General features: G+C 45.0%; 26 protein-coding genes, 2 tRNA genes and 1 rRNA gene. 18 read left to right on the forward strand and 11 right to left on the reverse strand.

Going from position 1 to position 24,960, the window contains the following annotated elements; genetic code table 11:
• Positions 1 to 54: 54 nt before the first annotated feature.
• Positions 55 to 927, reverse strand: coding sequence for a DUF2797 domain-containing protein (locus tag FTU86_RS03100; protein ID WP_075174536.1), 873 nt, complete (start codon positions 925 to 927; stop codon positions 55 to 57).
• A 35-nt stretch (positions 928 to 962) separates the two neighbouring features.
• Here FTU86_RS03100 and FTU86_RS03105 point away from each other — a divergent pair, with 35 nt between their 5' ends.
• Entirely contained in the window at positions 963 to 1,433 is a 471-nt protein-coding gene (locus FTU86_RS03105) for a DUF6231 family protein (RefSeq protein ID WP_005178437.1), read from the forward strand.
• A 107-nt stretch (positions 1,434 to 1,540) separates the two neighbouring features.
• Entirely contained in the window at positions 1,541 to 2,152 is a 612-nt protein-coding gene (locus FTU86_RS03110; protein WP_005178435.1) for a YidB family protein, read from the forward strand.
• Positions 2,153 to 2,262: 110 nt separating this feature from the next.
• On the opposite strand, the gene FTU86_RS03115 is transcribed toward FTU86_RS03110, so the two are convergent.
• The 5 genes from FTU86_RS03115 to FTU86_RS03135 all read right to left on the reverse strand — a co-directional run bounded on the left by FTU86_RS03115 (position 2,263) and on the right by FTU86_RS03135 (position 6,439).
• Entirely contained in the window at positions 2,263 to 3,324 is a 1,062-nt protein-coding gene (locus FTU86_RS03115; RefSeq protein ID WP_180036793.1) for a porin, read from the reverse strand.
• A gap of 346 nt (positions 3,325 to 3,670) precedes the next feature.
• Positions 3,671 to 4,084, reverse strand: a complete 414-nt coding sequence (locus FTU86_RS03120; RefSeq protein WP_180036794.1) for an HIT family protein — start codon at positions 4,082 to 4,084, stop codon at positions 3,671 to 3,673.
• Between the two features lie 27 nt (positions 4,085 to 4,111).
• Positions 4,112 to 4,381 carry a YARHG domain-containing protein gene (locus FTU86_RS03125; RefSeq protein ID WP_045795400.1) on the reverse strand — a complete coding sequence of 90 codons (270 nt, stop codon included), beginning with the start codon at positions 4,379 to 4,381 and terminating at the stop codon, positions 4,112 to 4,114.
• Between the two features lie 82 nt (positions 4,382 to 4,463).
• Positions 4,464 to 5,336, reverse strand: coding sequence for an NAD(P)-dependent oxidoreductase (locus tag FTU86_RS03130; RefSeq protein ID WP_168405787.1), 873 nt, complete (start codon positions 5,334 to 5,336; stop codon positions 4,464 to 4,466).
• Positions 5,333 to 6,439, reverse strand: a complete 1,107-nt coding sequence (locus tag FTU86_RS03135) for an alpha/beta fold hydrolase (RefSeq protein ID WP_180036795.1) — start codon at positions 6,437 to 6,439, stop codon at positions 5,333 to 5,335. The genes FTU86_RS03130 and FTU86_RS03135 overlap by 4 nt, the downstream gene beginning before the upstream one ends.
• 137 nt (positions 6,440 to 6,576) lie before the next feature.
• On the opposite strand from FTU86_RS03135, the gene FTU86_RS03140 reads away from it, so the two are divergent.
• From FTU86_RS03140 to trpB, 9 genes are all read left to right on the forward strand, one after another.
• Positions 6,577 to 7,764, forward strand: a complete 1,188-nt coding sequence (locus tag FTU86_RS03140) for an O-succinylhomoserine sulfhydrylase (RefSeq protein ID WP_005178426.1) — start codon at positions 6,577 to 6,579, stop codon at positions 7,762 to 7,764.
• Positions 7,765 to 7,844: 80 nt separating this feature from the next.
• Entirely contained in the window at positions 7,845 to 8,174 is a 330-nt protein-coding gene (locus tag FTU86_RS03145) for a YbaB/EbfC family nucleoid-associated protein (RefSeq protein ID WP_180036796.1), read from the forward strand.
• Between the two features lie 12 nt (positions 8,175 to 8,186).
• Entirely contained in the window at positions 8,187 to 8,783 is a 597-nt protein-coding gene (recR, locus tag FTU86_RS03150; protein ID WP_005178420.1) for a recombination mediator RecR, read from the forward strand.
• Positions 8,784 to 9,002: 219 nt separating this feature from the next.
• The gene (locus FTU86_RS03155) at positions 9,003 to 10,145 is read left to right on the forward strand and encodes an HRDC domain-containing protein (RefSeq protein ID WP_168395830.1); all 1,143 of its coding nucleotides are present in this window, start codon (positions 9,003 to 9,005) and stop codon (positions 10,143 to 10,145) included.
• Positions 10,146 to 10,274: 129 nt separating this feature from the next.
• A complete protein-coding gene (locus FTU86_RS03160) occupies positions 10,275 to 10,583 on the forward strand; it encodes a YcgL domain-containing protein (protein ID WP_005178417.1) in 309 nt (102 codons plus the stop codon).
• Positions 10,584 to 10,604: 21 nt separating this feature from the next.
• Positions 10,605 to 10,988: a hypothetical protein gene (locus FTU86_RS03165; protein ID WP_045795396.1), complete on the forward strand. Its 384-nt coding sequence runs from the start codon at positions 10,605 to 10,607 to the stop codon at positions 10,986 to 10,988.
• A 37-nt stretch (positions 10,989 to 11,025) separates the two neighbouring features.
• Positions 11,026 to 11,877, forward strand: a complete 852-nt coding sequence (locus tag FTU86_RS03170) for a MoxR family ATPase (protein ID WP_045795395.1) — start codon at positions 11,026 to 11,028, stop codon at positions 11,875 to 11,877.
• 15 nt (positions 11,878 to 11,892) lie between these two features.
• Positions 11,893 to 13,080, forward strand: a complete 1,188-nt coding sequence (locus FTU86_RS03175) for a VWA domain-containing protein (protein ID WP_104505803.1) — start codon at positions 11,893 to 11,895, stop codon at positions 13,078 to 13,080.
• 26 nt (positions 13,081 to 13,106) lie between these two features.
• On the forward strand, positions 13,107 to 14,315 hold the full coding sequence (gene trpB, locus FTU86_RS03180) for a tryptophan synthase subunit beta (protein WP_016658999.1): 1,209 nt from the start codon (positions 13,107 to 13,109) through the stop codon (positions 14,313 to 14,315).
• A 111-nt stretch (positions 14,316 to 14,426) separates the two neighbouring features.
• Here the strand turns inward: trpB and FTU86_RS03185 are convergent, their stop codons facing one another.
• The 3 genes from FTU86_RS03185 to FTU86_RS03195 form a co-directional block, all read right to left on the reverse strand.
• Positions 14,427 to 14,858: a CBS domain-containing protein gene (locus FTU86_RS03185; RefSeq protein ID WP_005178410.1), complete on the reverse strand. Its 432-nt coding sequence runs from the start codon at positions 14,856 to 14,858 to the stop codon at positions 14,427 to 14,429.
• Between the two features lie 145 nt (positions 14,859 to 15,003).
• The gene (locus tag FTU86_RS03190; protein WP_180006330.1) at positions 15,004 to 15,378 is read right to left on the reverse strand and encodes a DUF2750 domain-containing protein; all 375 of its coding nucleotides are present in this window, start codon (positions 15,376 to 15,378) and stop codon (positions 15,004 to 15,006) included.
• A 136-nt stretch (positions 15,379 to 15,514) separates the two neighbouring features.
• The gene (locus FTU86_RS03195; RefSeq protein ID WP_005178404.1) at positions 15,515 to 15,748 is read right to left on the reverse strand and encodes a hypothetical protein; all 234 of its coding nucleotides are present in this window, start codon (positions 15,746 to 15,748) and stop codon (positions 15,515 to 15,517) included.
• A gap of 224 nt (positions 15,749 to 15,972) precedes the next feature.
• Here FTU86_RS03195 and FTU86_RS03200 point away from each other — a divergent pair, with 224 nt between their 5' ends.
• On the forward strand, positions 15,973 to 16,332 hold the full coding sequence (locus FTU86_RS03200) for a hypothetical protein (protein WP_005178401.1): 360 nt from the start codon (positions 15,973 to 15,975) through the stop codon (positions 16,330 to 16,332).
• A gap of 361 nt (positions 16,333 to 16,693) precedes the next feature.
• Here the strand turns inward: FTU86_RS03200 and FTU86_RS03205 are convergent, their stop codons facing one another.
• Positions 16,694 to 18,277: a pitrilysin family protein gene (locus FTU86_RS03205; protein WP_180006329.1), complete on the reverse strand. Its 1,584-nt coding sequence runs from the start codon at positions 18,275 to 18,277 to the stop codon at positions 16,694 to 16,696.
• Positions 18,278 to 18,288: 11 nt separating this feature from the next.
• A complete protein-coding gene (locus FTU86_RS03210; protein ID WP_373684788.1) occupies positions 18,289 to 19,608 on the reverse strand; it encodes a M16 family metallopeptidase in 1,320 nt (439 codons plus the stop codon).
• Between the two features lie 251 nt (positions 19,609 to 19,859).
• On the opposite strand from FTU86_RS03210, the gene ftsY reads away from it, so the two are divergent.
• The 6 genes from ftsY to FTU86_RS03240 all read left to right on the forward strand — a co-directional run bounded on the left by ftsY (position 19,860) and on the right by FTU86_RS03240 (position 24,959).
• Complete coding sequence (gene ftsY / locus FTU86_RS03215; RefSeq protein WP_016658995.1) at positions 19,860 to 20,960, forward strand: signal recognition particle-docking protein FtsY; 1,101 nt, start codon at positions 19,860 to 19,862, stop codon at positions 20,958 to 20,960.
• 275 nt (positions 20,961 to 21,235) lie between these two features.
• The gene (locus FTU86_RS03220; protein WP_016658994.1) at positions 21,236 to 21,829 is read left to right on the forward strand and encodes a nitroreductase family protein; all 594 of its coding nucleotides are present in this window, start codon (positions 21,236 to 21,238) and stop codon (positions 21,827 to 21,829) included.
• A gap of 162 nt (positions 21,830 to 21,991) precedes the next feature.
• A complete protein-coding gene (locus tag FTU86_RS03225) occupies positions 21,992 to 22,651 on the forward strand; it encodes a DUF2057 domain-containing protein (protein WP_005178385.1) in 660 nt (219 codons plus the stop codon).
• A 494-nt stretch (positions 22,652 to 23,145) separates the two neighbouring features.
• Positions 23,146 to 24,682: ribosomal RNA gene (locus FTU86_RS03230) — 16S ribosomal RNA — on the forward strand.
• A 61-nt stretch (positions 24,683 to 24,743) separates the two neighbouring features.
• Positions 24,744 to 24,820 (forward strand) — tRNA-Ile (locus FTU86_RS03235).
• Positions 24,821 to 24,883: 63 nt separating this feature from the next.
• Positions 24,884 to 24,959, forward strand: a tRNA-Ala gene (locus FTU86_RS03240).
• Position 24,960 lies beyond the last annotated feature (1 nt).

The raw sequence follows: 24,960 nt of genomic DNA on the forward strand, positions 1-24,960 counted from the left end.
AAAAACCGGCGCAAACGCCGGTTTTTTTATTGTGCTTATATTTTGGTGAAAAGTTTATTCAGTACGGATAATCAGTTCATAGCCGGTATATTTACGGATATTAATTACGCCAGTATCTAAAATTAAATACTGACCTTTAATCCCGAAAAGTTTGCCGCGAATCACCGGGGTCTTATCCAGATTATGCGATTTAATTTTTTCAGGATACTGTTCTACCGGATAAATAAACTCGCGTGGACGTTCCTGCTCCATCAATTCCAATGTTTCATTAAACTCAAGATTCTGGTTAAATTCTTCACGAATTGTGCTGATTTTAGGTGCAAATTCTTCAATCAGCTGGTCACGCGTCGCAATTAAATCGACCGGTTCAGCTTCACCTTTGAGCAGTTTGCGCCAGTCAGTTTTATCGGCAATTTGTGAGCCAAACATGATTTCCAGCTGGCCAGATAAACGACGAGAGCCGACTTTCATAATCGGTAAGGCCTGAGTTGCGCCCTGATCCAGCCAGCGTGTTGGCATTTGGCCAATACGGGTAATTCCGACCTTTAAGCCACTGGAGTTGGCTAGGTACACCACATGCGGCTGGAAGCAGACAGATCGTGCAAATTCTTCTTCACGGCAAGTGCCTAAATGATAATGACAGGTTTCCGGTTTCATAATACACATGTCACAGGACGCTTTGGTTTTAAAGCATTTAAAGCAGTGACCTTGTGAATAGGATTTTGGTGTTTTACTGCCGCAAGAAACACAGTAAATATTGCCGGTCCATTCAATTTCTATTTCTTGACCCAAGCGAAAAGGCAGTTCGATTTCTGAGCGATCCAGAATAAATTTATATTCAACATTTGCCCGGTGTGTCTGTTGATCAGTTACACTAAGGTCCTTTAGACCTGCATGCATTTTATGGCAAATGCCTTGTAGTTCCATAAAAAATACTCACTTTCATCATAAGGAATGCAGTCATGGCTGAGATGAATGTCATCACTTCTATGCTAGACGATTTAACCCAGGAGCAGCCAGTTTCTACTGCATTGTGTATTGGTCAACATCTTGAACAATACGATCATCATCAGACAATTCAATGGCAATATTTTAACGTAACTACGCTTTTAAATCTGCCTTTTACCCAGCGTTTTGATTTGGCTTTTGTACTGCTGGATACCGAAGAAATGGCAGATTTGAGCAGCGCGCAGAAATCGCAGCTTTTGGTGAAACTGCGTGATTTGCTGGCCAAACGTATGGTGGTGGTGACTAAACGCCAGGATGAACCTTTATTGCGTGCCTTGGGCTTTACCCAACTGATGGATAAAAGTCAGCCGCAGCATGACCTAATGTTGTGGCAATTTAATATTTTGACCTATAAGCATGTACCGGACTGGTTTAATTCCAAATTCTGGGCTAACCCGGAAAACTGGGATAAATATCGCTGGTAATGCTCAGCTTTTCTGCAGTTTTTGCAAAAACATAACAATTTCGGATGTTTCAGATGAATGAAGCATCGTATGCTGAGTGAATGTCATTAAAGGAAGAAATAAAAATCATGACAAACTTAAGCAATATTGTGGAAATTTTGGCGAAACAGGCCTTAGGTTCAAATTCTAATCAGCAGCAATCCCAACAAAGTGCTGGGCTAGGCGGTATTCTCGGTTCAGTTCTAGGTCAACTGGGAAATAATCACCAGCAGAGTGGGCAAAGCCAGCAAGGCGGTTTGGGTGGGATTTTAGGCTCTGTGCTGGGCCAATTCGGTGGTTCCAGTCAGGGGCTAGGTGGTAGTTCTAAAACTTCTCTTCTGGTTGCGGTATTGCCTTTGGTGCTGGCCTGGATTCAAAAGCAGGGTGGTTTGCAAGGTGCACTGGACAAATTAAAAGGTCAGGGCCTAAGCAGCCAGGTGGATGACTGGGTTTCGACCGGGCCGGGCGAGAATGCCAGTGTGAATCCGCAGGAAGTCCAGAATCTGTTTGATGATGAAGAAGTGGAACAGGTAGCGCAGCAAACCCATGCCCCTAAACAGGATATTTATGGCGCAATTTCACAGGTGTTGCCACAGATTATTGACTCTTTAACTCCACAGGGTGAGCAGACCAGTAAAACTGAAGCCAATAATGATATTCAGAATGTGCTGAATATGGTGTCAGGTTTCTTGAAAAGATAAGCCTGTTTATATAATGAAGCCAACCTGAGGTTGGCTTTTTAAATCCATAAATCTGGATATAAAAAACACGCCGAAGCGTGTTTTTTTTGCTTTTTAGGTAGAGGTTAGACTTAGAAGTCGTAACGGAAACCTAGAGAAAGAGCAGTAGCATTTTCATCAGCTACGCCACTTACGCTATTTGAACGAGCTTCTTTCCATGGTACTAGGTTCGAATTCTTATCATTTAGCATAGTTGCAAGGTTTGCGTATACACGTACAGCCTTATCTAAACGATGTTCAACACCAACTGCTAAAAGTGTAGAGTTTGCATCGTCGGTGTCAACGTCACGGTGGAAGACTTGACCACGTACATAAGTTTTAGGTGCAACTTTATAGTCTGCTGCTACGCCAAATACTTGAGCATCTGGGTTTTCAGCATCGTTATCATGCGTTAAATATTGATATAAACCACCGAAGTTTAATTCAGGTGTGATTTTATATGCAGCTGCGATACGGAAACCATCTCGCTCACCTGCACCAATTGCTGCGTTTTCTTCGTAGCGCTCATAAGCGGCAGCAAAGTCAACTGGACCTTCTTTATAAGTTAAAGCTAGATCGTATGCTTTATTATCCTCAACACCTTCGCCGTTATCATCTTTAGCAATATTTTTATTGCTATGCATTGAAACTGCAGCTAAAACGTTGAATCCACCACCAAATTTTGGTGATTTATATTCAATGGTGTTTTCATTGCGTTCGTCAAACTTCATATCAGCACGGGTTACGTTACGGATATCACCAACCATGTCACCAAAGAAGTTCACTGGACCGCGAGCAACTTTAAACGGGCTGTCAAAACGACCTACACGCGCTTGACCAAAATCACCTTTTAAACCTACAAAGGTATCACGAGTTGCAAAATTAATACTTTTATCGTCTTTTTCGCCGCTAGCGAAGTTAACTTCTTGCTCAACTTGACCAAAAACAGTCATGCCATTTTCTAATTTTTGTTCAGCTTTGAAGCCTAAACGTGATGAGTTAGAAGAAAGACCAACTTCGTTGTAGTCTGCACCATCATCAAGATAGTCTAAAGATACGTGTGCACGACCATATACTTTTACATCAGCAGCCATAGCTAATGCTGGTGTAAATAAGGTTGCCCCAACTGCTAATGCGCAAAGCGTTTTTTTCATGTGTAGCTCCAATACAGACTATTGTTTTTAGTCCTAAACATTGTTCAGAAGTAGGATTGATCTACCCCCGTTCTCTATTGGTGCTAAGTATTCCTTACAAATGCGACAGTAATATTAAGGAAATATTTCAAAAATATTAAAAAGTACAAATCAGATCAAAAACTTACTTTTAATGGCATTGTTATAAAAAGATAAATTTCCAAATCGGGAAAAATTTTTAAAATGAATCACTTAATTGCAAGCGAATTGACACTTTAGTGTCATAAAAATAGGTTTAGCAGAAGTTCTGCTTAAAAAAATGGAGCAGCCGCTCCATTCATTTTTACATTTCACCGGGGAAAATATTTTAAAGCGCTGATTTAATCTTTTCAGCCAGTTGCATGATTTTTTCCTGGTCACCCATCTGCGCAGCATGTTTACCGAGTTGATGTACCGAGGTAGGAATGAGGTGGAAATGAACATGCGGTACAGTTTGTCCCGCAGCAGCGCCAGACAGCTGCATCAATACAATTCCATCTAGTCCTAAGGCTTTTTCCATGGCTTTGGCAACTTTCTGCACCACCTGAATGGTGTAGGCTGCGACTTGTGGATCTAAGTCGAGCAGGGTGACCGCAGGTGATTTCGGGATGACCAGTGTATGGCCATCTGCCTGAGGCATGATGTCCATAAACGCAAGAACCTGTTCATCTTCATAGACTTTAATTGCAGGCAGTTCTCCACGCAGGATTCTTGCAAAAATATTTTGATCATCGTAAGCCATGATATTTCCTTTAATCAATGCATTGAATTATTTACAGTTCAATTCTTTCTGACGCGCCTTGATTTCGTCAAGTCGTTGTTGCTCTCTTTCAGAAAATTTTGGCTTGGTGGTATAGCAGTTGTCATTGCCAAACTTGGCTTTGGCTTCAGGATCTTTAAAGCAGAAGCCTTTTGATGCATAAATCACATCATGATCATTTTTCAGCTTTTGACATTCCTGTGCTGAAGCAAAAGCAGTGGTATTTGCCCCAATGAATGTTGCAAGACTGGTCAATAATGCAACAGTGAGCTTATTCATACGAGTTTCCTCTGTAATAACATTGTGGGTAAGCATCTACTCACAATATTAGGTTTTATTCTGATTATTCAATGGCCAGATCTTACTCAATTGTAATCTTGCTCCAGGCCTCATACATTTTAACGGCGCTGGAGAAGTCGCTATCTGGTTCAGCAGTAGCATTGGCAGCCTGAATCAAACTTTGGGCCAATCCGAGTACCGGTGCTGAAAGTTTTGCATCGCGTACCAAGTCTAAAGCAATTCCGGTATCTTTGGCCAGTAGTGGCAGGGCAAAGGTTAGTGGAAATGCGCGATTAAGAATACGTTGAGGTAGCACCATTTCCGTTACCGCGCTTTTGCCGCTTGAGGCATTAATACAGTCCAGCGCTTCGTTTAAGTTTACCCCATGCGCTTTTAAGGTGGTAAATCCTTCGGCAACGGCGCATAAATTGACAGCCATCAGCATGTTGTTAATGGCTTTAACGGCAAAACCGGCGCCCGGTTCACCGACATGCTTGATCAGTTGCCCAAAAGCCTGCATTGCGGGTAGGGCTTTTTCAAAAGCTTGCGCATCCCCGCCCACCATCACGGTTAAGGTGCCTTTTTCTGCACCGATGGTTTGCCCACTCACAGGTGCATCCAGAAAATCTACCTGTTGTGCTTTGAGCTGCGCAGCCACTTTTTGGGCAGAATCTGGAACACCGCTGGTACAGTCCACCCAGATAGAGCCGGCTTTTAGCGTCAAACCCTCTAACAGATGTTCTACATCCTGGCTGGTCGGCAGGCAGGAAAAAATCACATCGGCCTGTACGGCCTGTTCAAGCTGAACCGCCTGTGTAGCATATTCCGCTGCGTGTTGCTCGGCTTTGGCAAAATTACGGTTCCAGACATAGACTGTATCAAAATGCTGGGGTAAATGTGCGGCCATGCGGTATCCCATAGCGCCCAAACCAATAAATGCAACGGACTGAATCATGCGGTTTCCTTGTGTATTTTTGTTGATCTTTGCTCGAGCCAACGGGTCAGCTTGGGCCAGAATTCATTGGCACTTTTCTGGCTGGACATCAGGCCTAAGTGACCACCCGGAATAAGAGTAAACGTGACATCTGTACTACTTGTCAACTGGCTTAAAGGCTGTGCAGCGGCGGCCGTCACAATCTGGTCGCTTTGCCCGGCCCCAACAAATAAAGAACAGCGAATGTTTTTCAGTTCAATATGTTCATCCTTTAGGCGGATAATGCCGTTTTTCAGCGGATTTTGCAGCCAGACATTCAGTACCATGTCCTGATTAATCCCGCCCGGATAATCAATCATATTGTTCAGGAAATTCCCCAGCGTGGCATGTTCATGCAGTATTTGCGGATCATGCAGGTTGAGAAACAGCTGGCGCTGACTGTCCAGCCAGCCTTTAGGATCTAGAATTTTAAAACCTAAAGCGTTGATGATGCCGGGTGTATGAATGAAATGTGGGGGAATAGAGCCCTGATGTAAGGCCTGTTTTAATTTGTGATTACGTGAAATCAGCTGGTTGCTGCATTTAAACAGCTGGCCGATGCGACCGGAAGCATAACTATCTACCGGGCTGCCCAGCACCATCAGGTTTTTCACAATCTGAGGTTGACGATAGGCGGTATACAGCATCACAAAGACGCCGGCCATACTCCAGCCATGTAGGGAAATCTGCTCGCTATGGGAGTGCTGTCGAATCTGCTCAATACAATGCGGAATCGCAGCATTAATAAAGTACATAAAATTTAAATGACGATGGGTATAGTTTAAACGTCCCCAGTCAATCAGGTAGACATCAAAACCGCTATGCTGGAAATGCTTGATTAAAGAGCGATAGGGATACAAATCATAAATCGCCATATTAATCGCCAGCGGCGCAACAAAGACCAGCGGCTCCTGATAGGCTTTATTGGGTGAAGCGTAATAACGGATTTGTGCGTGTTGGTATTCGCCAATGATCTCATACGGTGTGGTTTGGGAGATCACCAAAGTCTTGCTGTTAAAAAGCCGGGTCGATAAGTTTTTTAACTTCTTGCGTTGATCTGCAAATTTTTTCTGTACTGGGTTCATAGCCTCTATCTGCTTGTCATGACGCTGAGTTGGATGAAGTCTAAGCGATATTTCCATATTTTACCTTGACCTTAAACACCTTGGGCGCTCAAAATGTTGGCAATTCTTATAACGGTAGTCTAAGGGCGAAAATCGAGATGAGCGAACAAGACGAGATCGAATATCAGTTAGATACTTTGGCAATTCGTACTGGTCATGACCGTACCTTCGAGGGTGAGCATAGTGAACCCATCTTTTTAACATCGTCTTTTGTTTGCGAAAGTGCAGCTGATGCAGCCGCCAAATTTTCTGGGCAAATTGAAGGGAATACCTATTCCCGTTATACCAATCCGACTGTCCATACTTTTGAAAAACGCTTAGCAGTGCTCGATGGCGCAGAACGTGCCGTGGCCACCAGTTCAGGTATGGCTGCAGTACATGCAATTACCCTGGCCTATTTAAAAGCCGGCGATCATGTGGTGTGTTCACGCGCGGTATTCGGTTCGATCATTTCATTATTTGAAAAATATGTCATGAAATTTGGCGTAGATGTAACCTTTGTTGATCTGGAAGATTTAGCGGCCTGGCAGCAGGCGATTCGCCCAAATACACGTTTACTGTTTATTGAAACCCCATCTAATCCATTGGCGCAAGTGGGTGATTTGCAAGCGATTGCTGATATTGCCCATGCAGCCAATGCCTTGTTTGCCGTTGACAATACCTTCTGTACCCCGGTTTTACAGCAGCCGATTAAATTTGGTGCGGATTTAATCATTTATTCATCAACTAAATATATTGATGGTCAGGGCCGTGCCTTGGGTGGTGCTGTGGTGGGTAATCACCAGCTGCTGGAAGAAATTAATGGCGTGATTCGTACCCTGGGTAACTCGATGAGTCCGTTTAATGCCTGGGTCTTCCTTAAAGGTCTGGAAACTCTGAACCTGCGGATGAAAGCCCACTGCGCCAGTGCGCAGAAGCTGGCAGAATGGCTGGATGCTCATCCAAAAGTGGAAACCGTATATTACGCTGGCTTGCCGCAGCATCCAGGGCATGAATTAGCGAAAAAGCAACAAAGCGGTTTTGGCGGTGTTGTATCGTTCGTGGTGAAAGGTGAGCGTGAAGGTGCATGGACCGTCATTGATAACACGCGTTTCTTATCGATTACCAGTAACCTTGGCGATGTAAAATCTACGATTACCCATCCTGCCACCACCTCACATGGCCGTATGTCTGCCGAAGCCAAACAGCAAGCCGGTATTTCAGAAGGTTTAATTCGTGTTTCTGTGGGTCTGGAAGATATTGATGATATTATTCGCGACCTTAGCCGTGGTTTAGACCTGATTTAATTTATAAATTCTGACATCTTTTTGCTGAATTTTCGTGTAGAGTGCTTAGCCAAAGATGTCAGTTTTGTTCGGAGATTTTTATGAACATTAATATGTTAATGCAGCAAGCGCAGCGCATGCAGAAAGAAGTAGAAAACAATATCAAGAAAGCCAAAGAAGAACTGGCACAAACTGAAGTGAATGCCGAAGCGGGCGGTGGTCTGGTCAAAGTAACCATGACCTGCCGTAACGTGGTAAAGCGTATTGAAATCAATCCTGAACTGTTACAAGACGATCCAGACATGATTGAAGACCTGATTGCTGCGGCCATGAATGATGCAGCGCGTCAGGCAGAAACCATTTCTGAAGAACGTATGAAAGCAGCGAATTCTGGTATGGGCTTACCACCAGGTTTGGCAGGCATGTTCTAAGGTAGCGCATCTGTGTTCAGCGATCGTTTTGATCAACTGGTACAAGCCTTGCGTATTTTGCCAAGTGTTGGGCCAAAATCGGCCCAGCGCATGGCCTTGCACCTGATCATGAAAAACCGTGAAGGCGCGCTGGGTCTGGCTTATGCCTTAAATGAGGCGACCACGCATATTCACGAATGTTCCATCTGCCATTCTTTAACCGAAGATGAAGTGTGCAATATCTGCGCATCTTCGGAGCGTGATGAAGAATTACTCTGCGTGGTGGAATCACCAGCCGATGTCATGGCAATTGAACAAAGTGGCAGCTTCCGCGGTAAATATCATGTCTTGGGCGGGCATTTATCGCCGCTTGACGGGATTGGCCCGGAAGAAATCGGGATTCCAGCTTTAATTCACCGTTTAAGCTCGGGTCAGGTCAAAGAAGTGATTCTGGCGACCAATGCCACGGTAGAAGGTCAGGCGACGGCGCATTATCTGGTCGAAGCGACCAAGCATTTACCGGTGCAGATGACCCGGATTGCTCAAGGCGTGCCGCAAGGTGGTGAACTGGAATATATCGACAGTCACACTTTAAGTCAGGCTGTCCATAACCGTATGCGCATGAAATAAGTACTCCGGTGCTTATTTCATCAGATTTCAACTTTTTAAATTGGGTCTTAATCAAATATTGAAACTTTAACTAAGATATAAAAAATATAAACTTTTGTTTATCTTGAGCTTAAACTTTAAAAAAATCAGCAAAATATACCGTAAGTTTTATTTTTTTATAGCTAAATTATATTTATTGGTTAAAATACCCCTTGAGAAACTTTAACGACTCTCTCTGCTATGTTCCAATTTATTCAACAGCAACAAGACTTTGAAAATGTTTTAACATTAATGAGTCAAAACTCTACCTATGGACTGGATACCGAATTCATCAAGGTTGATACCTTATGGCCCAAATTGGGGGTGTTCCAGATTAATGTCGCAGGAAAAGTTTATTTGCTGGATGGAACAACGCTGAATCTTTCGGCGTTCTGGGAAAAAATCTTCCAGGCGCAGCAGAATATTTTCCATGCTTGCGGCGAAGATATTGACCTGATCTATCATTATGCCCAGCAAAAATCACTAAAAAATGTATTTGATACCCAGGTTGGCATGTCCTTTTTGGGCTATGGTTTGCAGGTCAGCTATCAGAATGCTTTAAAGCAGGTGCTGGAAGTCGATATTGACAAAGATCAGACCCGTTCGGACTGGCTGGCGCGACCATTATCACCGGAACAGTTGCAATATGCGGCCAATGATGTGCTGTATTTAATGCAACTGGCAGAAAAAGTACAGCAGGACTTGCAGCAAAAATCGTTACTGAATCTGGTGGTAGAAGACTGCCGTCATTTAACCCAGGAAATTGGGGAAGATACACCGCTAGAGCGTTTGTATCAGGATGTCGGCAATTACCGCCATTCACGCCGTCAGCTCATGCAGTTACAGCAACTGGTGGTCTGGCGTGAACAGATGGTTAAGGCTTTGAACCAGCCACGTAGCTTTATTCTGAAAAATACCACCTTGCTGGATCTGGTTGAGAAAAATCCGAAAAACAATTTCCAGCTGTCACACGTGAAGGAAATCCGTCCAAATATTTTACGTGAACATGGCAAAACCATTTTAGATCTGTTGAAATTCCTGCCCGATCCAGAGCACTGGCCGCTGCGCATGGCGCGTCCAATTCGCCATTCTTCCAAAGAAGTCGGGCAGCACATTGAGCAGGTGATTCAACGCGGCGTCAATGAAACCGGCATCCCTAAAGAAGTGCTGATGCGGAAAAAATGGCTGAATGCCCTGTATCAACATGTGGTATTTAAAAATGATGAGCAGGATTTACCAAGCTATTTATTGGGCTGGCGTTATGATCTGCTGACCAAGCCGCTGATTGAAGTGCTGCATCAAGATCAGCAGTATTTATCCAATCATATGATAGTGATGGATTAAAAAAACAGCAAACTGCTGCCAGAATTATGATTTGTACACAATCACGACTGATGCGTTAATAATCACTAATGTATCCGTCTTTTTTTTGATGTATGCTTTGGCCTGAGTTAAACGAGTATTGTGCTGAATATGTTCTGTTCAATTTATAAATCGAGCAAAAAAGATGAAATGTATCTTTATGTCGCTCGTATTGAAAGCCAAGATGATCAAGCAGAAGCGGCAGATCCGCTTGAAGTGGTACCGGAAGTACTGCGTACTGCATTTGGTCGTGCAACGTTTGTTATGGATTTAGAATTGCATGAAAACCGTAAACTCGCGCGGGCCAATATTCTGCATGTCATGGATTCGATTCAAACCAAAGGCTTCTTTATTCAAATGCCGCCAGAAGGTTTAATCAATCCGAATGCGGTTGAGCCAGAAGGCTTACGCGGTGCCTAAGTTAAATTCAGGAGTTGAGTGATGGAAAATTTAATGACTTTTTTAGAATCAATTCCTGAAAATACCATTGCCGTTACGGTCTATCTATTGGGTAGCCTGATTATTTTATGGTGCTGGTATGAAATTGCCAAACGTCTGCCTCATCCACTTGGCGGCGTAAGCTGGATTGTGGTCTTTGCTATCTTGCTGACGCCTACCATTTCCGAAGGGCATAATGCAGGTATTGCACCGGCCACCTTTGGTTTGCTGTTTGGTGTATTAACCAAGGAAATGCCGCTGGTCTGGTCCAATTTATCTGCCATTCTGGTGGTGATTGGTTTAGGACTGGTGGTTGGTTATTTCTGGTCTAAATATAGCCAGCGTAAGGCAGGTCTTGCTGCCAAGAACAACAGCACAGCACTTTAATTACAAAAATAAGTTTAAATTGAAATAAGGTTATCTCATGTCTGTAGATACACAACACTTCACTGGTACTGATCAATACATCGCCACTGACAGCTTAAAGCTGGCGGTGCAGGCGGCACGTCGTTTACAAAAGCCCCTGTTAATTAAAGGTGAACCGGGTACCGGTAAAACCTTACTGGCCGAGCAGGTCGCGCAAAGCCTGGGACTGAAACTGATTACCTGGCATATCAAATCGACCACCAAAGCCCAGCAAGGCCTGTATGAATATGATGCTGTGTCGCGTTTACGTGATAGCCAGCTGGGGGATGACCGGGTTTATGATATTAAAAACTATATTAAGCCGGGCAAACTGTGGGAAGCGTTTAGCAGTGAAGAGCGCTGTGTACTGCTGATTGACGAGATTGACAAGGCCGATATCGAGTTTCCAAACGACTTGCTGCATGAGCTGGATAAAATGTCCTTTTTCGTTTATGAAACTGGCGAAACCATTAGCGCAACGCAGCGTCCGATTGTGATCATCACTTCCAATAATGAAAAAGAACTGCCCGATGCCTTCTTGCGTCGCTGTTTCTTCCATTATATTGATTTCCCTGATGAAGCCACCATGCGTGACATCATCAATGTACATTTCCCGAATATCTCCACGACTTTGGTGTCAGAAGCTCTACAGGTGTTCTTTAAATTACGCCAGATTCCAGGTCTGAAAAAACCGCCTTCAACCTCTGAGCTGATTGACTGGCTAAGCCTGTTAATGGCGGATGACATGCCGGACGATATTCTGCGTAATGCTGACAAAACCAAAGCCATTCCACCGTTGTACGGTGCGCTGATTAAAAACGAGCAGGATGTTCAGTTACTGGAACGCTTAGCCTTTATGGCTCGTCGTTAAGGGAGTAATCGCCACATGTTTGTGCGATTGTTTTATACCTTAAGAAAATACGGCATCCCGGTCACCACCCGCGAACTGATTGACCTGAACCGTGCAGTGGCAGAAGGTCTGGTCTTTGCCAATCAGGATGAGTTTTATCATCTGGCCAAAACCATTATGGTCAAGGATGAGCGCTTTTTTGACAAGTTCGACCGGGCCATGAAAGATTACTTTGATGGTATCTCGACCTTTGATCTGGATGAATTGCTGAATCAGGTCCATAAGCTGCCGAAAGACTGGTTTGATCTGGAGCTGCTGGAAAAGCATTTAACCCCGGAGCAGCGCGAAGAACTGAAAAAAGCCGGTTCACTGGAAGAACTGATGAAAATGCTGGAAGAACGTTTACGCGAACAGCATAAAAAGCATCAGGGCGGTAACCGCATGATTGGGACCGGTGGAACCTCGCCGTTTGGTGCCTATGGTGATCATCCTGAAGGGGTGCGTATAGGCGGGCCGGGCCGTAAACGTTCAGCGGTTAAAGTCTGGGAACAGCGTCAATACCGTAATCTGGATGATGACCAGCTGCTCGGTTCACGGCAAATGCAAATGGCGCTGCGCCGTCTGCGCAAGTTTGCCCGTCAGGGCGCGGCTGAAGAATTAGATGTCGATGGCACCATTCGTGAAACCGCCAAACAGGGTATTCTGGATGTGCAACTGGTACCCGAACGGCGTAACCGGGTTAAAGTGTTAATGCTGTTTGATGTCGGCGGCTCCATGGATGCGCACATCGCCCAGTGTGAAAAGCTGTTTAGTGCGGCCAAAACCGAATTTAAAACGTTGGAATATTTTTATTTTCATAACTGCCTGTACGATTATGTCTGGAAAGACAATGTACGCCGTTCACACACCCGTATGAATACCTGGGATTTATTCAACACCTACGGACGCGACTATCGTGTGATTGTGGTCGGGGATGCCAGTATGGCACCTTATGAGCTGAATGCCGTTGGGGGTTCAGTGGAATATATGAATGATGAGGCCGGGCAGGTGTGGTTGCGCCGTTTACGCCAGCATTTTGATAAAACCGCCTGGCTGAACCCGGAACAAGAGCAATATTGGCACTACACCCAGACCATCGGTTTAATTCAGCAAATTTTTGAAAATCATATGTATCCCATGACGTTAAAGGGGATTGAAGATTTAACCCGTTATTTGGCGCGTTAAGCTTCATAAAATAGAAGGAATACTGCATGAACTCTCAGATGAATGGCGTTGCCTTACCCAATGAAGATGGCTTTTTTGGTGAATATGGCGGGCAGTTTATTCCACCGCATCTGAAAGCGGCGATGGATGATATTAAAGTGGCCTACGAAGAAATTCGTCAGACTCCGGAATTTCAGCAGGAACTGGCTGAGCTATTCGCACATTATGTGGGTCGTCCAAGTCCGCTATTTCATGCCAAGCGTTTATCTGAGCAGTTGGGCGGGGCACAAATCTATTTAAAACGTGAAGATTTAAATCACACTGGTGCACATAAAATTAACCATTGTTTAGGTGAAGCCTTGCTGGCCAAATATATGGGCAAAACCAAAGTCATTGCCGAAACTGGCGCTGGTCAGCATGGCGTGGCATTGGCAACCGCCTGTGCCCTGGTCGGTATTCCATGCGAAATTCACATGGGTCAGGTCGATATTGAGAAAGAACATCCCAATGTCGTAAAAATGAAAATTCTGGGCGCCAAGCTGATTTCCGTGACCCGCGGCACTGCAACCTTAAAAGATGCGGTAGACAGCGCCTTCGAAGAATACTTAAAAGATCCGAAAAACTATATTTATGCGATTGGTTCGGTGGTGGGACCGCATCCATTCCCGATGATGGTACGTGATTTCCAGGCCATTATTGGTGATGAAATTAAAGTTCAGGCGCAGGAACGTTTTGGTGCACAGCCGGATTATATTGTGGCTTGTGTCGGTGGTGGTTCTAATGCTGTGGGCGCTTTTACCGCGTTTCTGAATGATCCGGAAGTAAAACTGGTTGGTGTTGAGCCAGCCGGTCATGGCCTGAATACCGATATGCACTCTGCAACCCTCACCTTAGGTAAACCGGGTCAGTTACACGGTATGGCCTGTTATGTGCTGGAAGATGAGCAGGGTGAGCCACTCCCGGTACACTCGATTGCATCTGGGCTGGATTATCCGGGTGTAGGGCCACAGCACAGCTTCCTGAAAGATGCTGGTCGTGTCGAATATACCACTGCTACTGATCAGGAGTGTCTGGACGCCTTTATTCAGCTATCACGGGTTGAAGGGATTGTGCCGGCACTGGAAAGCTCGCATGCGGTCGCATGGGCAATGCGTGAAGCACCAAAAATGTCCAAAGACACCAATATTGTGGTGAACCTGTCTGGTCGCGGTGACAAAGATGCGGACTATGTGGCACACAAGCTGGGCTTGAATTAATCCTGTTTAGTCTCTTTTAAACGAGCAGTTTTAAAAAAGATCGTTTTTTAAAAGGCTAGCCATAAAAAAACTCTCTTGAAGGAGAGTTTTTTTGTTTTTTATATTGTCTGTTTAGCTGGCAATATATTGTTGTAGCTGGTCGATCAGTTTACGTTGATCATCCATCACTGCTTTTACCAAGTCGCCAATCGACACCAGTCCAACCAGTTTGCCATCTTCTACTACCGGTAAATGACGTAAATGACGATCGGTCATCAGGCTCAAACAGTCTTCTACACTGGTGCTTTGGGTCACGGTCAGTACCTTTGCGGTCATAATCTCATTGACGGTGGTGTCATAAGAAGAGCGTTCCATCAACGCAATTTTACGGGTGTAGTCACGCTCGGATAAAATCCCGACCACTTGGCCTTCATGGGTCACTACAAGCGCCCCGATGCCTTTATCGGCCATAATTGAAATTGCTTCGAGTACAGTTGCTTCTGGACTAACGGTGTATATTTCCTGGCTATGCTTATCTTTTAATACGTGTGTTACATTGGTCATTCTGTCTGGTCCTTGCCATTTTTGTTCTTGGTATGGGTTCTAACTTAACCTCAATTTTGAAAAATGCCAATAGTTTTATCATTAGAGGCCATAATCAGCAGTCATATTGTTTTCATTGAGGTTTAATGGTGCATGAATCTCTACGTTAAGCGGTCTTTAACTGGGCGTCATTAAAGAAAAAGTGTTTCATTTGCTGTGTGGTCAGCTTGAATTGCTGGCTGGAACAATGACACAGCGCCGGTGTAACTTTTAAACGGGTTAAGGTCGGTAGCAGGGAATTCTGAAAATCCTGCGGGCTAATCTGGCGCGGAGTGTAGTTTGGCCAGTGTTTCTTGGCATATTTATAGGCTTGGACACCGTTTAACCAAAAGGGAAAAATAAAATCATCCTGATCGGAGGTCATGGCCCAACCCTGATGATATAGCCCCCAAAGTACCCCGCAATACATCATTGATTTTAGAATACCGATTTTCATGTGAATATCTTGGGCAGCGGGTTTTAAAGACTTAATCTGGTTCATGTCATATAAACACTAATGTGGTGCCTGTATTGTAGGAAATTCAGATGAATAAAGCGTTTAAGCTTTGCGTTAAATCGTAAACAAATATAAAAAACAAATTTCAGGCATTAAAAAACGCCACCTAGGTGACGTCTGTTTATGCTTGCATGGTGGCCATATTCTGCCAGTACTGTGCTTTGAGTGAATCGCGTTCTACGCGGAAGCCTTGATAGTACAGTTCAGCTAAGAACATAGCGGCTTTGCCATGACCCGCGCGGGCAACCTGTTCAAGTTCAGCCACAGCATCTTGGAAGTTCATCTGTGATTGAATGGTGTTAACCGCATTTGCATATGCAATTTCAAGATCATGGTGAGAGATACTCTGAATCATATAAAACTCCTTTATTTTAATTATGATCGCAATAAAGACTGTATAGCCAGTCTAAATAATAGTTTATCGAGGTTGTGTTAAACTAATATTACACATTCGTGGAAATGTCAACTAAGAGATGGGGCAGATCCGTGATATTTCAAGTTTACATGATTAAACATTGAACACTCTATAATTTTATTATGATATGCATATAAGAAAGGTAACATAAAAAGGAGAGCCACATGACAAATACAATAGACGGTTTTAACTTTGATCTGCCTTTACGTGCGGAGCAGATTATCGAGCTGGCCCATCATCACCGTAAAAAACTCGATGAGGCGGTGTTCCATCAGGAAATTCATTTAGGTGAGTATTGTCTGGCGCAGCGTAAACGTGTGCATGACTTTACCAGTACACTCGATCCACAGCAGCGTGAAGAATTCTACCGTATTTATAATGGTGAGCTAATCAGCATTGCCGATGATGATGAACTGCATCCGGCTGATGCCGAAAAAGGGGTCAGTATCTTTGCCATCTTCATTGTGCTGGCCATTGTCGCGGGTATTATCCTGTATACCGTATTCCGCGCGCTGATGACTTAAGCAGCAGTGGCTCAATTTTACTCGCCAGTTCGGGTAAAATTGGGTCATCTATCTTGTGCAAATACCGCTAGCATCCTACACTACGGCTATTCGAGGTAGGCTATGCATGACGCAATACAAAAAATTTCTCAATTATTCATTCAATTAAAATCACGACTCACGTTAGAGCAAATTTATAATGGGGTAGTGGTCAGCATTATTGTCATTATTCTCCTGTTATCTTCCATTGCACTTTATCGCCCGGTCGGGTCCGTACAATTTCAGAATATTGAGTATCTGTCACAGCAGTCGATGTATCCTGAAACTCAGGAGATGGCTGTGCGCTTAATGCAGCAGCCACAGGTGCGTTATGGGCAATATCTTAAATTGATGCAGGCCCATCAGATGGAACTGGGTCAGGCAAAACAACTTCCTCCTCTGGATGTGGAGGCATATTAATCGCCGGAATATCTTCAACCTGAGGAAGCGATTGACTGCCGGTGGTCTGTAAATTGTGTTGTAAAACTTGTTCTAAAGCCGCTTTGTCTAAACTTTCACTGACTACAATCACGGTCAGATGTTCCGGATGCAGATGCCGGCGTACCGCAGCTTGCACATCTTCGGCGCTAATTTTACTGAGCTGCACTGAATATTCACTCAGGCTCTGTGCCGATTGTCCATAAAATCCCAAACTGCCGAGCTGGGCATTAATACTGGCATTGCTGCTGTAATGGTTGGGATAGGCTCTTAACAAGCCGTTTTTGGTTTCTTCCAGCTGTTTCGGATCAATCGGTTCACGGACAAAATCGACCAGTGCCTTATGCGCGACACGAATACTGTCCATCAGTTGATCTTGCCGGGTTGAGTAGCTGATGTGAAATACACCCGGTGCCTGACTAAAACTCATGCTGCTGGATGCGCCATAGGTATAGCCGCGTTTTACCCGCAGTTCTTTCATCAAAACAGAATGAAAGCCGCTACCGCCGAGCATACGATTGGCCACTTCTAGAGCCAGCCGGTCTGGATCATGACGTGTGGTGCCAATATGACCGAGCACAATATGCGCCTGACTGGACTGATAGGGCATGTGTACAATCTGAAAGCCATTTGCTGTGATGGGTGTGGGGAGTGGTGCAGCCGCCTGACCTTGCGCTAAGTTGCCGGCAATACGTTCTGCCAGATTTAAAGCTGCTTTGGCCTGCATTTTTCCGGTAATGGCAATATTCATATTCTGCGCCACCAGAAACTGCTCACGGAACTGTTGCAGATGTTTGGGCTGAATCCGCTGAATACTGCCATTGGTGCCGTTAATTGGCTGGGCATAAGGATGTTGCCCATATAAGCTGCGATACAGTTGAATCTCCATCATCCGGCTGGGATTTTCTTTCAGCTGTTTTTGCCCCAGCTGGTTATTGCTGACCACCATGCCAATACTCTGTTTTTCAAAGGTGGCATGTTTGAGCAGTTCCATCATCATGGCTAAAGCCGGTTCCAGTTTTTCCGGGTCAGACAGCACCCGTAATTTGACAATAAACATATCTCGATAGGCTCGCGCACTAAACTGCGCACCGACCTGTTCAAACACGGCAGCCACTTGTTGTGCGTTATATTTGGGCGTGCCTTCATCTAAGAGCTGGGCGGCCATATTGGCCACGCCGTATAAGCCGCTTTCAATTTCCCGATCACGTGCGGCACCGGCATTAAAGGTCAGCTGTATATCCAGAATTGGCAAGTCCTGTGTTTCCACAAACAGGGTTCTGACCTGATAACGGTTGTTCAGGTCATGCACATAAGGCGCGCGATAATCCAATTTCTGCTGATTAATATTTCTGAGACTTTGCAGCAGTGGCAGAGATTGTAAGGTATTTGGATTTTCATCCACTTCGGTGGTGGTATTGACATTGGCCTGCGCAGAACTGATCGCAAATAAGCTGGCCACCAGAACGCAGGAACGGAAATAGGGCATGTCGGTATCCTTTAGGGTGACTTGCTGTGTGGACGCAAATATAAGGTGGTCAAATTGTCACGCACAAAATAGACATTGGCGACGCGTTGAATGTCTTGCGGGCGTACTGTTTCAAAATGCTGGGGCAGCTCATCCATCAGGCGATAACTCAATCCATTCACCTCCAGATTACCCATCATCTTGGCCTGTCCCGCTAGATCATCCTGACTATAAAGCAAATTCGACACAAACTTGGCTGTCACGCGTTTTACTTCCGGTTCATGCACCAGCTCGGTTTTCAGGCGTTCAATTTCAGCCTGAATCGCCTGTTCGGCTTGGGCCAGATCCACGCCATCCACCGGTAAAGCTGAAATGGTAAACAGGCTGTCGCCACGATTATATGGATCATAGCTGACGCTTAAGGCGCTTAAGAGTTTTTGCTCACGAATCAGACGCTGCTGCAGACGAGAAGAAATGCCGCTGTCTAATAAATGCTGAATAATGGTGAGTGCATAGGCATCTTGCGGATTGGTCGCAGTCGTTAGCGAACGGACATTCCAGGCCATATACAAATTCGGCACCTGAACCGGAAAATTCAGTTCCATGTGCCGATAGCCCAGACGTTCAAATTCGCGGACATCATTGCGGGCTGGCAGGCTGCGCGCTGGAATATCGGCAAAGTATTTTTGCGCCTGCAGCAAGGCCGCTTCAGCATTAACATCGCCGACAATAATTAAAATGGCATTATTCGGGCTATACCACTGCTTGTACCACTGACGTAAATCCTCCAGCTGGATATTTTGCAGATCTTTCATATGCCCAATAATTGGCTGGCGATAATGACTGGTCGGGTAGGCAATCCATTTAAACCGTTCAAAAGCCAAAGCACGCGGATTGTCATCGGTACGCTGGCGCCGCTCTTCCATCACCACTTTGATTTCGGTGGCAAAATCCTGCTGGCGCAGCAATAAATTACGCATCCGGTCGGCTTCAAGCTCCAGCGCCATCGGAAAATAGGTTTTTGGATACAGCTGATAATAATTGGTGTAATTGGTAAAGGTCGAGGCATTGACCCGGCCGCCGTAAATCCGGCTGAGTCGGGTAAACTCATCATTCGGCACTTTATGTGTGCCTTTGAACATCATGTGTTCCAGTGCATGGGAAATGCCGAGTAGATTTCCCGACTCATCACTGCTACCAACTTTGTACCAGATTTGAGTCATCACCATCGGCGAACGATGATCTTCACGAATAATGACTTTTAAACCGTTTTTTAACGTGGTTTCAACGGTACTGCGTGCCAGCTCGCTTTGAGTATTGGCCGCCAAAGCGCTCGATGAGAAACCGATCAGAAGTAGGGTAAGGGCGAAACGTTGTTGTTTTAAATGATGAACCACAGCAGGCAAAATTTTATTGTTCAGTATCACAAAGATGATCCGCAATGCATCTGTATTTGCTTTCATTCTTCAGAAACGGGGCAGTGAAAGCAAGGGAATCCTGTAACTTTTTGCAGCCTGCGACACATGATTGGCAATGACAAGTCAAAGCGGGCAGTTTATGTTAGAATCCAACTTTTTAACGCACTGCTTTTCAAGGATTCGGCATGCAACAGCAATCTAATGGGCAAAATAAATTTTTGATTGATGCTGATATCGGGGATGACGATGTCACTTTACCAAGTTTACCTGCGGTAAATGTACCTATCGTTGAAACACCTAAAGTAGAACAAGCACCTGTTTCTGCGCCTGTAGCCACAGAAGCAGCTGAAGAGAAATCAAAAGGCGGTTTCTTTAGCCGTATGAAAGAAGGGTTAACCAAAACCCGTAAAAACTTTGCCGATGGGATGGTCAACATCTTAATTGGTGGCAAAGAAATTGATGATGAACTTTTAGAAGAAGTTGAAGAGCAATTGCTGGTGGCCGATATTGGTGTTGATGCCACCAAAACCATTATTGCCAACCTGACTGAACGTACTGCGCGTGGTGATCTGATTTATTCACACTCGTTGTATAAAGCCTTGCAGGAAGAGCTGGTGGCTTTACTGGCGCCGCGTGTTAAACCGTTGCATATTGATTCGAATAAAAATCCATATGTCATTCTGGTGGTGGGCGTGAATGGCGTGGGTAAAACCACCACCATTGGTAAGCTGGCCAAACGTTTACAAGGTGAAGGCAAGAAAGTCATGCTGGCCGCTGGTGATACCTTCCGTGCCGCAGCGACTGAACAGTTGCAAATCTGGGGCGAGCGTAATGATGTTGCTGTGGTCGCGCAAGGTCATGGTGCAGACAGTGCCTCGGTCATTTTTGATGCCTTTGAAAGTGCGCGTGCCAAAGGTATGGATGTCTTGATTGCCGATACTGCAGGGCGTTTGCATAACAAAGGTCATTTGATGCAGGAACTGACCAAAGTCAAACGCGTGATGCAAAAAATTGATGCCACTGCACCGCACGAAGTAATGCTGGTGGTAGATGCCGGTACCGGTCAGAACGCGATTAACCAGGTTGAAATGTTTGATGAAGCGGTTGGATTAACTGGCTTAACTATTACCAAACTGGATGGTACCGCCAAAGGTGGTGTGCTGTTTAATATTGCCAGTCGTACCCATGTGCCTATCCGCTTTATTGGGGTAGGTGAAAAAATTGATGACCTGCGTCCATTCTCAGCCAAGTCCTTTGTGGCAGCGCTGTTTGAAACAGACAAATAAGCAGCTCAAAAAACTCCGCGATTTGCGGAGTTTTTTATATATCCTTTAAACTGAAATTAAGCCCAAAGGCTGATATAAACCTAGAGCAGGGATGATGCTCCATCCGCTTTGACGTGCTTTAAAATTTAACTTGTTTTCATAAAATCTACGATAAGCGCGGTTATTGTTCCATAAATGCAACACATTGTTATAAAACTGGGGCTATTTTCCAGCCCAGGCAGCCGTTAAGATAAATCCATCTGTTATAAACACAAGACCATACCAAGGAAAAAGATATGTCATTTAAAGATCATTTACTTAAACGCCGTACCATTTACTCAATTGGTAAAAATGTGGCGCTAGACGAAGCGAAAATTGAAGAAATTATTAAAGAAGCCGTTCGTTTAAGCCCATCTTCGTTTAACTCGCAAACTTCACGTGTGGTGATTCTGTTTGGTGAGTCACATGCCAAATTCTGGGAAATTGTACGTGAAACCTTGCGTAAAATGGTGCCGGCTGAAAACTTTGCATCAACTGACAGCAAAATCAGCAGCTTTGCCGCAGGTTTTGGTACTGCGTTATTCTATGAAGACCAAGATGTCGTGAAAGCACTGCAAGAACAATTTGCACTATATGCAGATAACTTCCCGGTATGGTCAGAGCATTCAACAGGGATTGCCCAGTTTGCAACCTGGATTGCGCTGGCAGAAAACAACATTGGTGCATCGCTACAGCATTACAACCCGATTATTGATGAAGAAGTTGCGGCGACCTTTGATGTACCAGCCAACTGGAAATTAAGAGCGCAACTGGTGTTCGGTTCAATTGAAGCACCAGCGGGTGATAAAGAGTTTATGAATGATGCAGATCGTTTTAAAACTTTTCACTAAGTTGCATAGCTAAACCAAAGAAAGGGCGCATTCAGCGCTCTTTTTTATGGCAAAACGACACTAAAAAGAGAGAAATTGGGCTTTCCCCATTTTTGTCATAAAACTGTCATTTCAGCGCTGCATAGTGTAACTAAAATTGAACAATCGACTAGAGTGAACAGCATGGCTTTACGTTTATCCTTCGCAGCACTGGCTTTAAGTTTAAGTAGTACAGCTTTTTCCGCAGTGACCATTACGGCACCGGAAGAAATTAAGGTTGAAGGTTTAAATGGTCAGGAAGTGAAAAGCCGTCTGTTTAGCAGTAATCATAACTATAGCGTGCAGCCTGGCGAGAATGTGCTGAGCGTACGTTATGTACAGTTTTTTGAAGAGCATCCGGGCATTGGTTCACACGATATTGTACGTTCGGGCATCGTGCATATTAAAACTCCGGTTTTACAAGATAAAGCCACATACCGTTTAGGGCTGGTGAATCCACCAAAAACGCATGATGATGCCAAGGAGTTTGCCAAGCAGCCGGTATTCGGTTTATTTGATGCGAAAAATCAGCTGCTGGTGCAGCAGGCTGGAGCCAAAGATTTAAACCGTGGCATTTTACAAAACTTATTTAGTACTTCTTCAACAGAATCTGCGCAGGCCGCACCTGTATCGGTGACACAACCAGCAGCGGTGTATAGTCCGCAAGCAGTCGTGACAACCAAACCCGTTGCAACTGTTAGCAATGTTGCCGGTGCAGATCAGCAACTGATTCAGCTGTGGCAACAAGCGTCTAAAACAGAACGACAAAAATTTATGTCGTGGCTGGCAGAACAGGCCAATTAAAAACCGCAATAAAATGAAAAGATTATAAAACCAGCTTCGGCTGGTTTTTTATTTATAGATTTAAAGTCTAAGTGGACTACTTTATTTTTATAATTACTTAGCTAAACTTAGTAATACAGATGAAATATGCAGCAATCTGGTTTAAAAATAACCAGACAGGTACTTTTTTCTTAAAACTTTATAAAATGTGCTTGCAAAGCTTTTAAATTTCTCTAGAATGCACCCCATACCGACGAGATAGACGGAAACGAACGAAGCACGAAGTGCTGAGTTGTTAAGTTTATTAAGTCCAGCTTCTGGCACTGACGAGGTGTTGGAAAGATCATTAAGAGATTATGAAGAACAACTTGTGTGGATTTTTACTGGTTGATTAATCGAATATATTTTCATTAATTGATTGGTTTAAATTACTCGAAGTTTATTTGAGCGAAATTTAAGTCAGAAAATTGATGAGCCAAGTTTAAGAGTTTTACTTATAAAACTCGAAATGATTTTAACTGAAGAGTTTGATCATGGCTCAGATTGAACGCTGGCGGCAGGCTTAACACATGCAAGTCGAGCGGGGAAGGTTGCTTCGGTAACTGACCTAGCGGCGGACGGGTGAGTAATGCTTAGGAATCTGCCTATTAGTGGGGGACAACATTCCGAAAGGGATGCTAATACCGCATACGCCCTACGGGGGAAAGCAGGGGATCTTCGGACCTTGCGCTAATAGATGAGCCTAAGTCGGATTAGCTAGTTGGTGGGGTAAAGGCCTACCAAGGCGACGATCTGTAGCGGGTCTGAGAGGATGATCCGCCACACTGGGACTGAGACACGGCCCAGACTCCTACGGGAGGCAGCAGTGGGGAATATTGGACAATGGGGGGAACCCTGATCCAGCCATGCCGCGTGTGTGAAGAAGGCCTTTTGGTTGTAAAGCACTTTAAGCGAGGAGGAGGCGCTCTAGGCTAATACCCTAGATGCGTGGACGTTACTCGCAGAATAAGCACCGGCTAACTCTGTGCCAGCAGCCGCGGTAATACAGAGGGTGCGAGCGTTAATCGGATTTACTGGGCGTAAAGCGCGCGTAGGTGGCTAATTAAGTCAAATGTGAAATCCCCGAGCTTAACTTGGGAATTGCATTCGATACTGGTTAGCTAGAGTATGGGAGAGGATGGTAGAATTCCAGGTGTAGCGGTGAAATGCGTAGAGATCTGGAGGAATACCGATGGCGAAGGCAGCCATCTGGCCTAATACTGACACTGAGGTGCGAAAGCATGGGGAGCAAACAGGATTAGATACCCTGGTAGTCCATGCCGTAAACGATGTCTACTAGCCGTTGGGGCCTTTGAGGCTTTAGTGGCGCAGCTAACGCGATAAGTAGACCGCCTGGGGAGTACGGTCGCAAGACTAAAACTCAAATGAATTGACGGGGGCCCGCACAAGCGGTGGAGCATGTGGTTTAATTCGATGCAACGCGAAGAACCTTACCTGGCCTTGACATACAGAGAACTTTCCAGAGATGGATTGGTGCCTTCGGGAACTCTGATACAGGTGCTGCATGGCTGTCGTCAGCTCGTGTCGTGAGATGTTGGGTTAAGTCCCGCAACGAGCGCAACCCTTTTCCTTACTTGCCAGCATTTCGGATGGGAACTTTAAGGATACTGCCAGTGACAAACTGGAGGAAGGCGGGGACGACGTCAAGTCATCATGGCCCTTACGGCCAGGGCTACACACGTGCTACAATGGTCGGTACAAAGGGTTGCTACACAGCGATGTGATGCTAATCTCAAAAAGCCGATCGTAGTCCGGATTGGAGTCTGCAACTCGACTCCATGAAGTCGGAATCGCTAGTAATCGCGGATCAGAATGCCGCGGTGAATACGTTCCCGGGCCTTGTACACACCGCCCGTCACACCATGGGAGTTTGTTGCACCAGAAGTAGGTAGTCTAACCTTAGGGAGGACGCTTACCACGGTGTGGCCGATGACTGGGGTGAAGTCGTAACAAGGTAGCCGTAGGGGAACCTGCGGCTGGATCACCTCCTTAACGAAAGATTGACGATTAGTAAGAATCCACAACAAGTTGTTCTTCATGACGATGTATCTGAGGGTCTGTAGCTCAGTTGGTTAGAGCACACGCTTGATAAGCGTGGGGTCACAAGTTCAAGTCTTGTCAGACCCACCACTAACGACAAGCAAGCAATTGCAGAGCGAATAGAAATCAGAACATTGACTTAAATGATAAGCTGGGGACTTAGCTTAGTTGGTAGAGCGCCTGCTTTGCACGCAGGAGGTCAGGAGTTCGACTCTCCTAGTCTCCACCAT

The sequence above is a fragment of the Acinetobacter sp. YH12155 genome (assembly GCF_013418255.1).
GTDB classification, from domain to species: Bacteria; Pseudomonadota; Gammaproteobacteria; order Pseudomonadales; family Moraxellaceae; genus Acinetobacter; species Acinetobacter indicus.

Excerpts from the sequence above, each read along its gene's own strand:
- FTU86_RS03100 (WP_075174536.1), bottom strand. The coding sequence starts at position 927 with ATGGAACTACAAGGCATTTGCCATAAAATGCATGCAGGTCTAAAGGAC.
- FTU86_RS03105 (WP_005178437.1), top strand. The coding sequence starts at position 963 with ATGGCTGAGATGAATGTCATCACTTCTATGCTAGACGATTTAACCCAG.
- FTU86_RS03110 (WP_005178435.1), top strand. The coding sequence starts at position 1,541 with ATGACAAACTTAAGCAATATTGTGGAAATTTTGGCGAAACAGGCCTTA.
- FTU86_RS03115 (WP_180036793.1), bottom strand. The coding sequence starts at position 3,324 with ATGAAAAAAACGCTTTGCGCATTAGCAGTTGGGGCAACCTTATTTACA.
- FTU86_RS03120 (WP_180036794.1), bottom strand. The coding sequence starts at position 4,084 with ATGGCTTACGATGATCAAAATATTTTTGCAAGAATCCTGCGTGGAGAA.
- FTU86_RS03125 (WP_045795400.1), bottom strand. The coding sequence starts at position 4,381 with ATGAATAAGCTCACTGTTGCATTATTGACCAGTCTTGCAACATTCATT.
- FTU86_RS03130 (WP_168405787.1), bottom strand. The coding sequence starts at position 5,336 with ATGATTCAGTCCGTTGCATTTATTGGTTTGGGCGCTATGGGATACCGC.
- FTU86_RS03135 (WP_180036795.1), bottom strand. The coding sequence starts at position 6,439 with ATGAACCCAGTACAGAAAAAATTTGCAGATCAACGCAAGAAGTTAAAA.
- FTU86_RS03140 (WP_005178426.1), top strand. The coding sequence starts at position 6,577 with ATGAGCGAACAAGACGAGATCGAATATCAGTTAGATACTTTGGCAATT.
- FTU86_RS03145 (WP_180036796.1), top strand. The coding sequence starts at position 7,845 with ATGAACATTAATATGTTAATGCAGCAAGCGCAGCGCATGCAGAAAGAA.
- FTU86_RS03155 (WP_168395830.1), top strand. The coding sequence starts at position 9,003 with ATGTTCCAATTTATTCAACAGCAACAAGACTTTGAAAATGTTTTAACA.
- FTU86_RS03160 (WP_005178417.1), top strand. The coding sequence starts at position 10,275 with ATGTTCTGTTCAATTTATAAATCGAGCAAAAAAGATGAAATGTATCTT.
- FTU86_RS03165 (WP_045795396.1), top strand. The coding sequence starts at position 10,605 with ATGGAAAATTTAATGACTTTTTTAGAATCAATTCCTGAAAATACCATT.
- FTU86_RS03170 (WP_045795395.1), top strand. The coding sequence starts at position 11,026 with ATGTCTGTAGATACACAACACTTCACTGGTACTGATCAATACATCGCC.
- FTU86_RS03175 (WP_104505803.1), top strand. The coding sequence starts at position 11,893 with ATGTTTGTGCGATTGTTTTATACCTTAAGAAAATACGGCATCCCGGTC.
- trpB (WP_016658999.1), top strand. The coding sequence starts at position 13,107 with ATGAACTCTCAGATGAATGGCGTTGCCTTACCCAATGAAGATGGCTTT.
- FTU86_RS03185 (WP_005178410.1), bottom strand. The coding sequence starts at position 14,858 with ATGACCAATGTAACACACGTATTAAAAGATAAGCATAGCCAGGAAATA.
- FTU86_RS03190 (WP_180006330.1), bottom strand. The coding sequence starts at position 15,378 with ATGAACCAGATTAAGTCTTTAAAACCCGCTGCCCAAGATATTCACATG.
- FTU86_RS03195 (WP_005178404.1), bottom strand. The coding sequence starts at position 15,748 with ATGATTCAGAGTATCTCTCACCATGATCTTGAAATTGCATATGCAAAT.
- FTU86_RS03200 (WP_005178401.1), top strand. The coding sequence starts at position 15,973 with ATGACAAATACAATAGACGGTTTTAACTTTGATCTGCCTTTACGTGCG.
- FTU86_RS03205 (WP_180006329.1), bottom strand. The coding sequence starts at position 18,277 with ATGCCCTATTTCCGTTCCTGCGTTCTGGTGGCCAGCTTATTTGCGATC.
- ftsY (WP_016658995.1), top strand. The coding sequence starts at position 19,860 with ATGCAACAGCAATCTAATGGGCAAAATAAATTTTTGATTGATGCTGAT.
- FTU86_RS03220 (WP_016658994.1), top strand. The coding sequence starts at position 21,236 with ATGTCATTTAAAGATCATTTACTTAAACGCCGTACCATTTACTCAATT.
- FTU86_RS03225 (WP_005178385.1), top strand. The coding sequence starts at position 21,992 with ATGGCTTTACGTTTATCCTTCGCAGCACTGGCTTTAAGTTTAAGTAGT.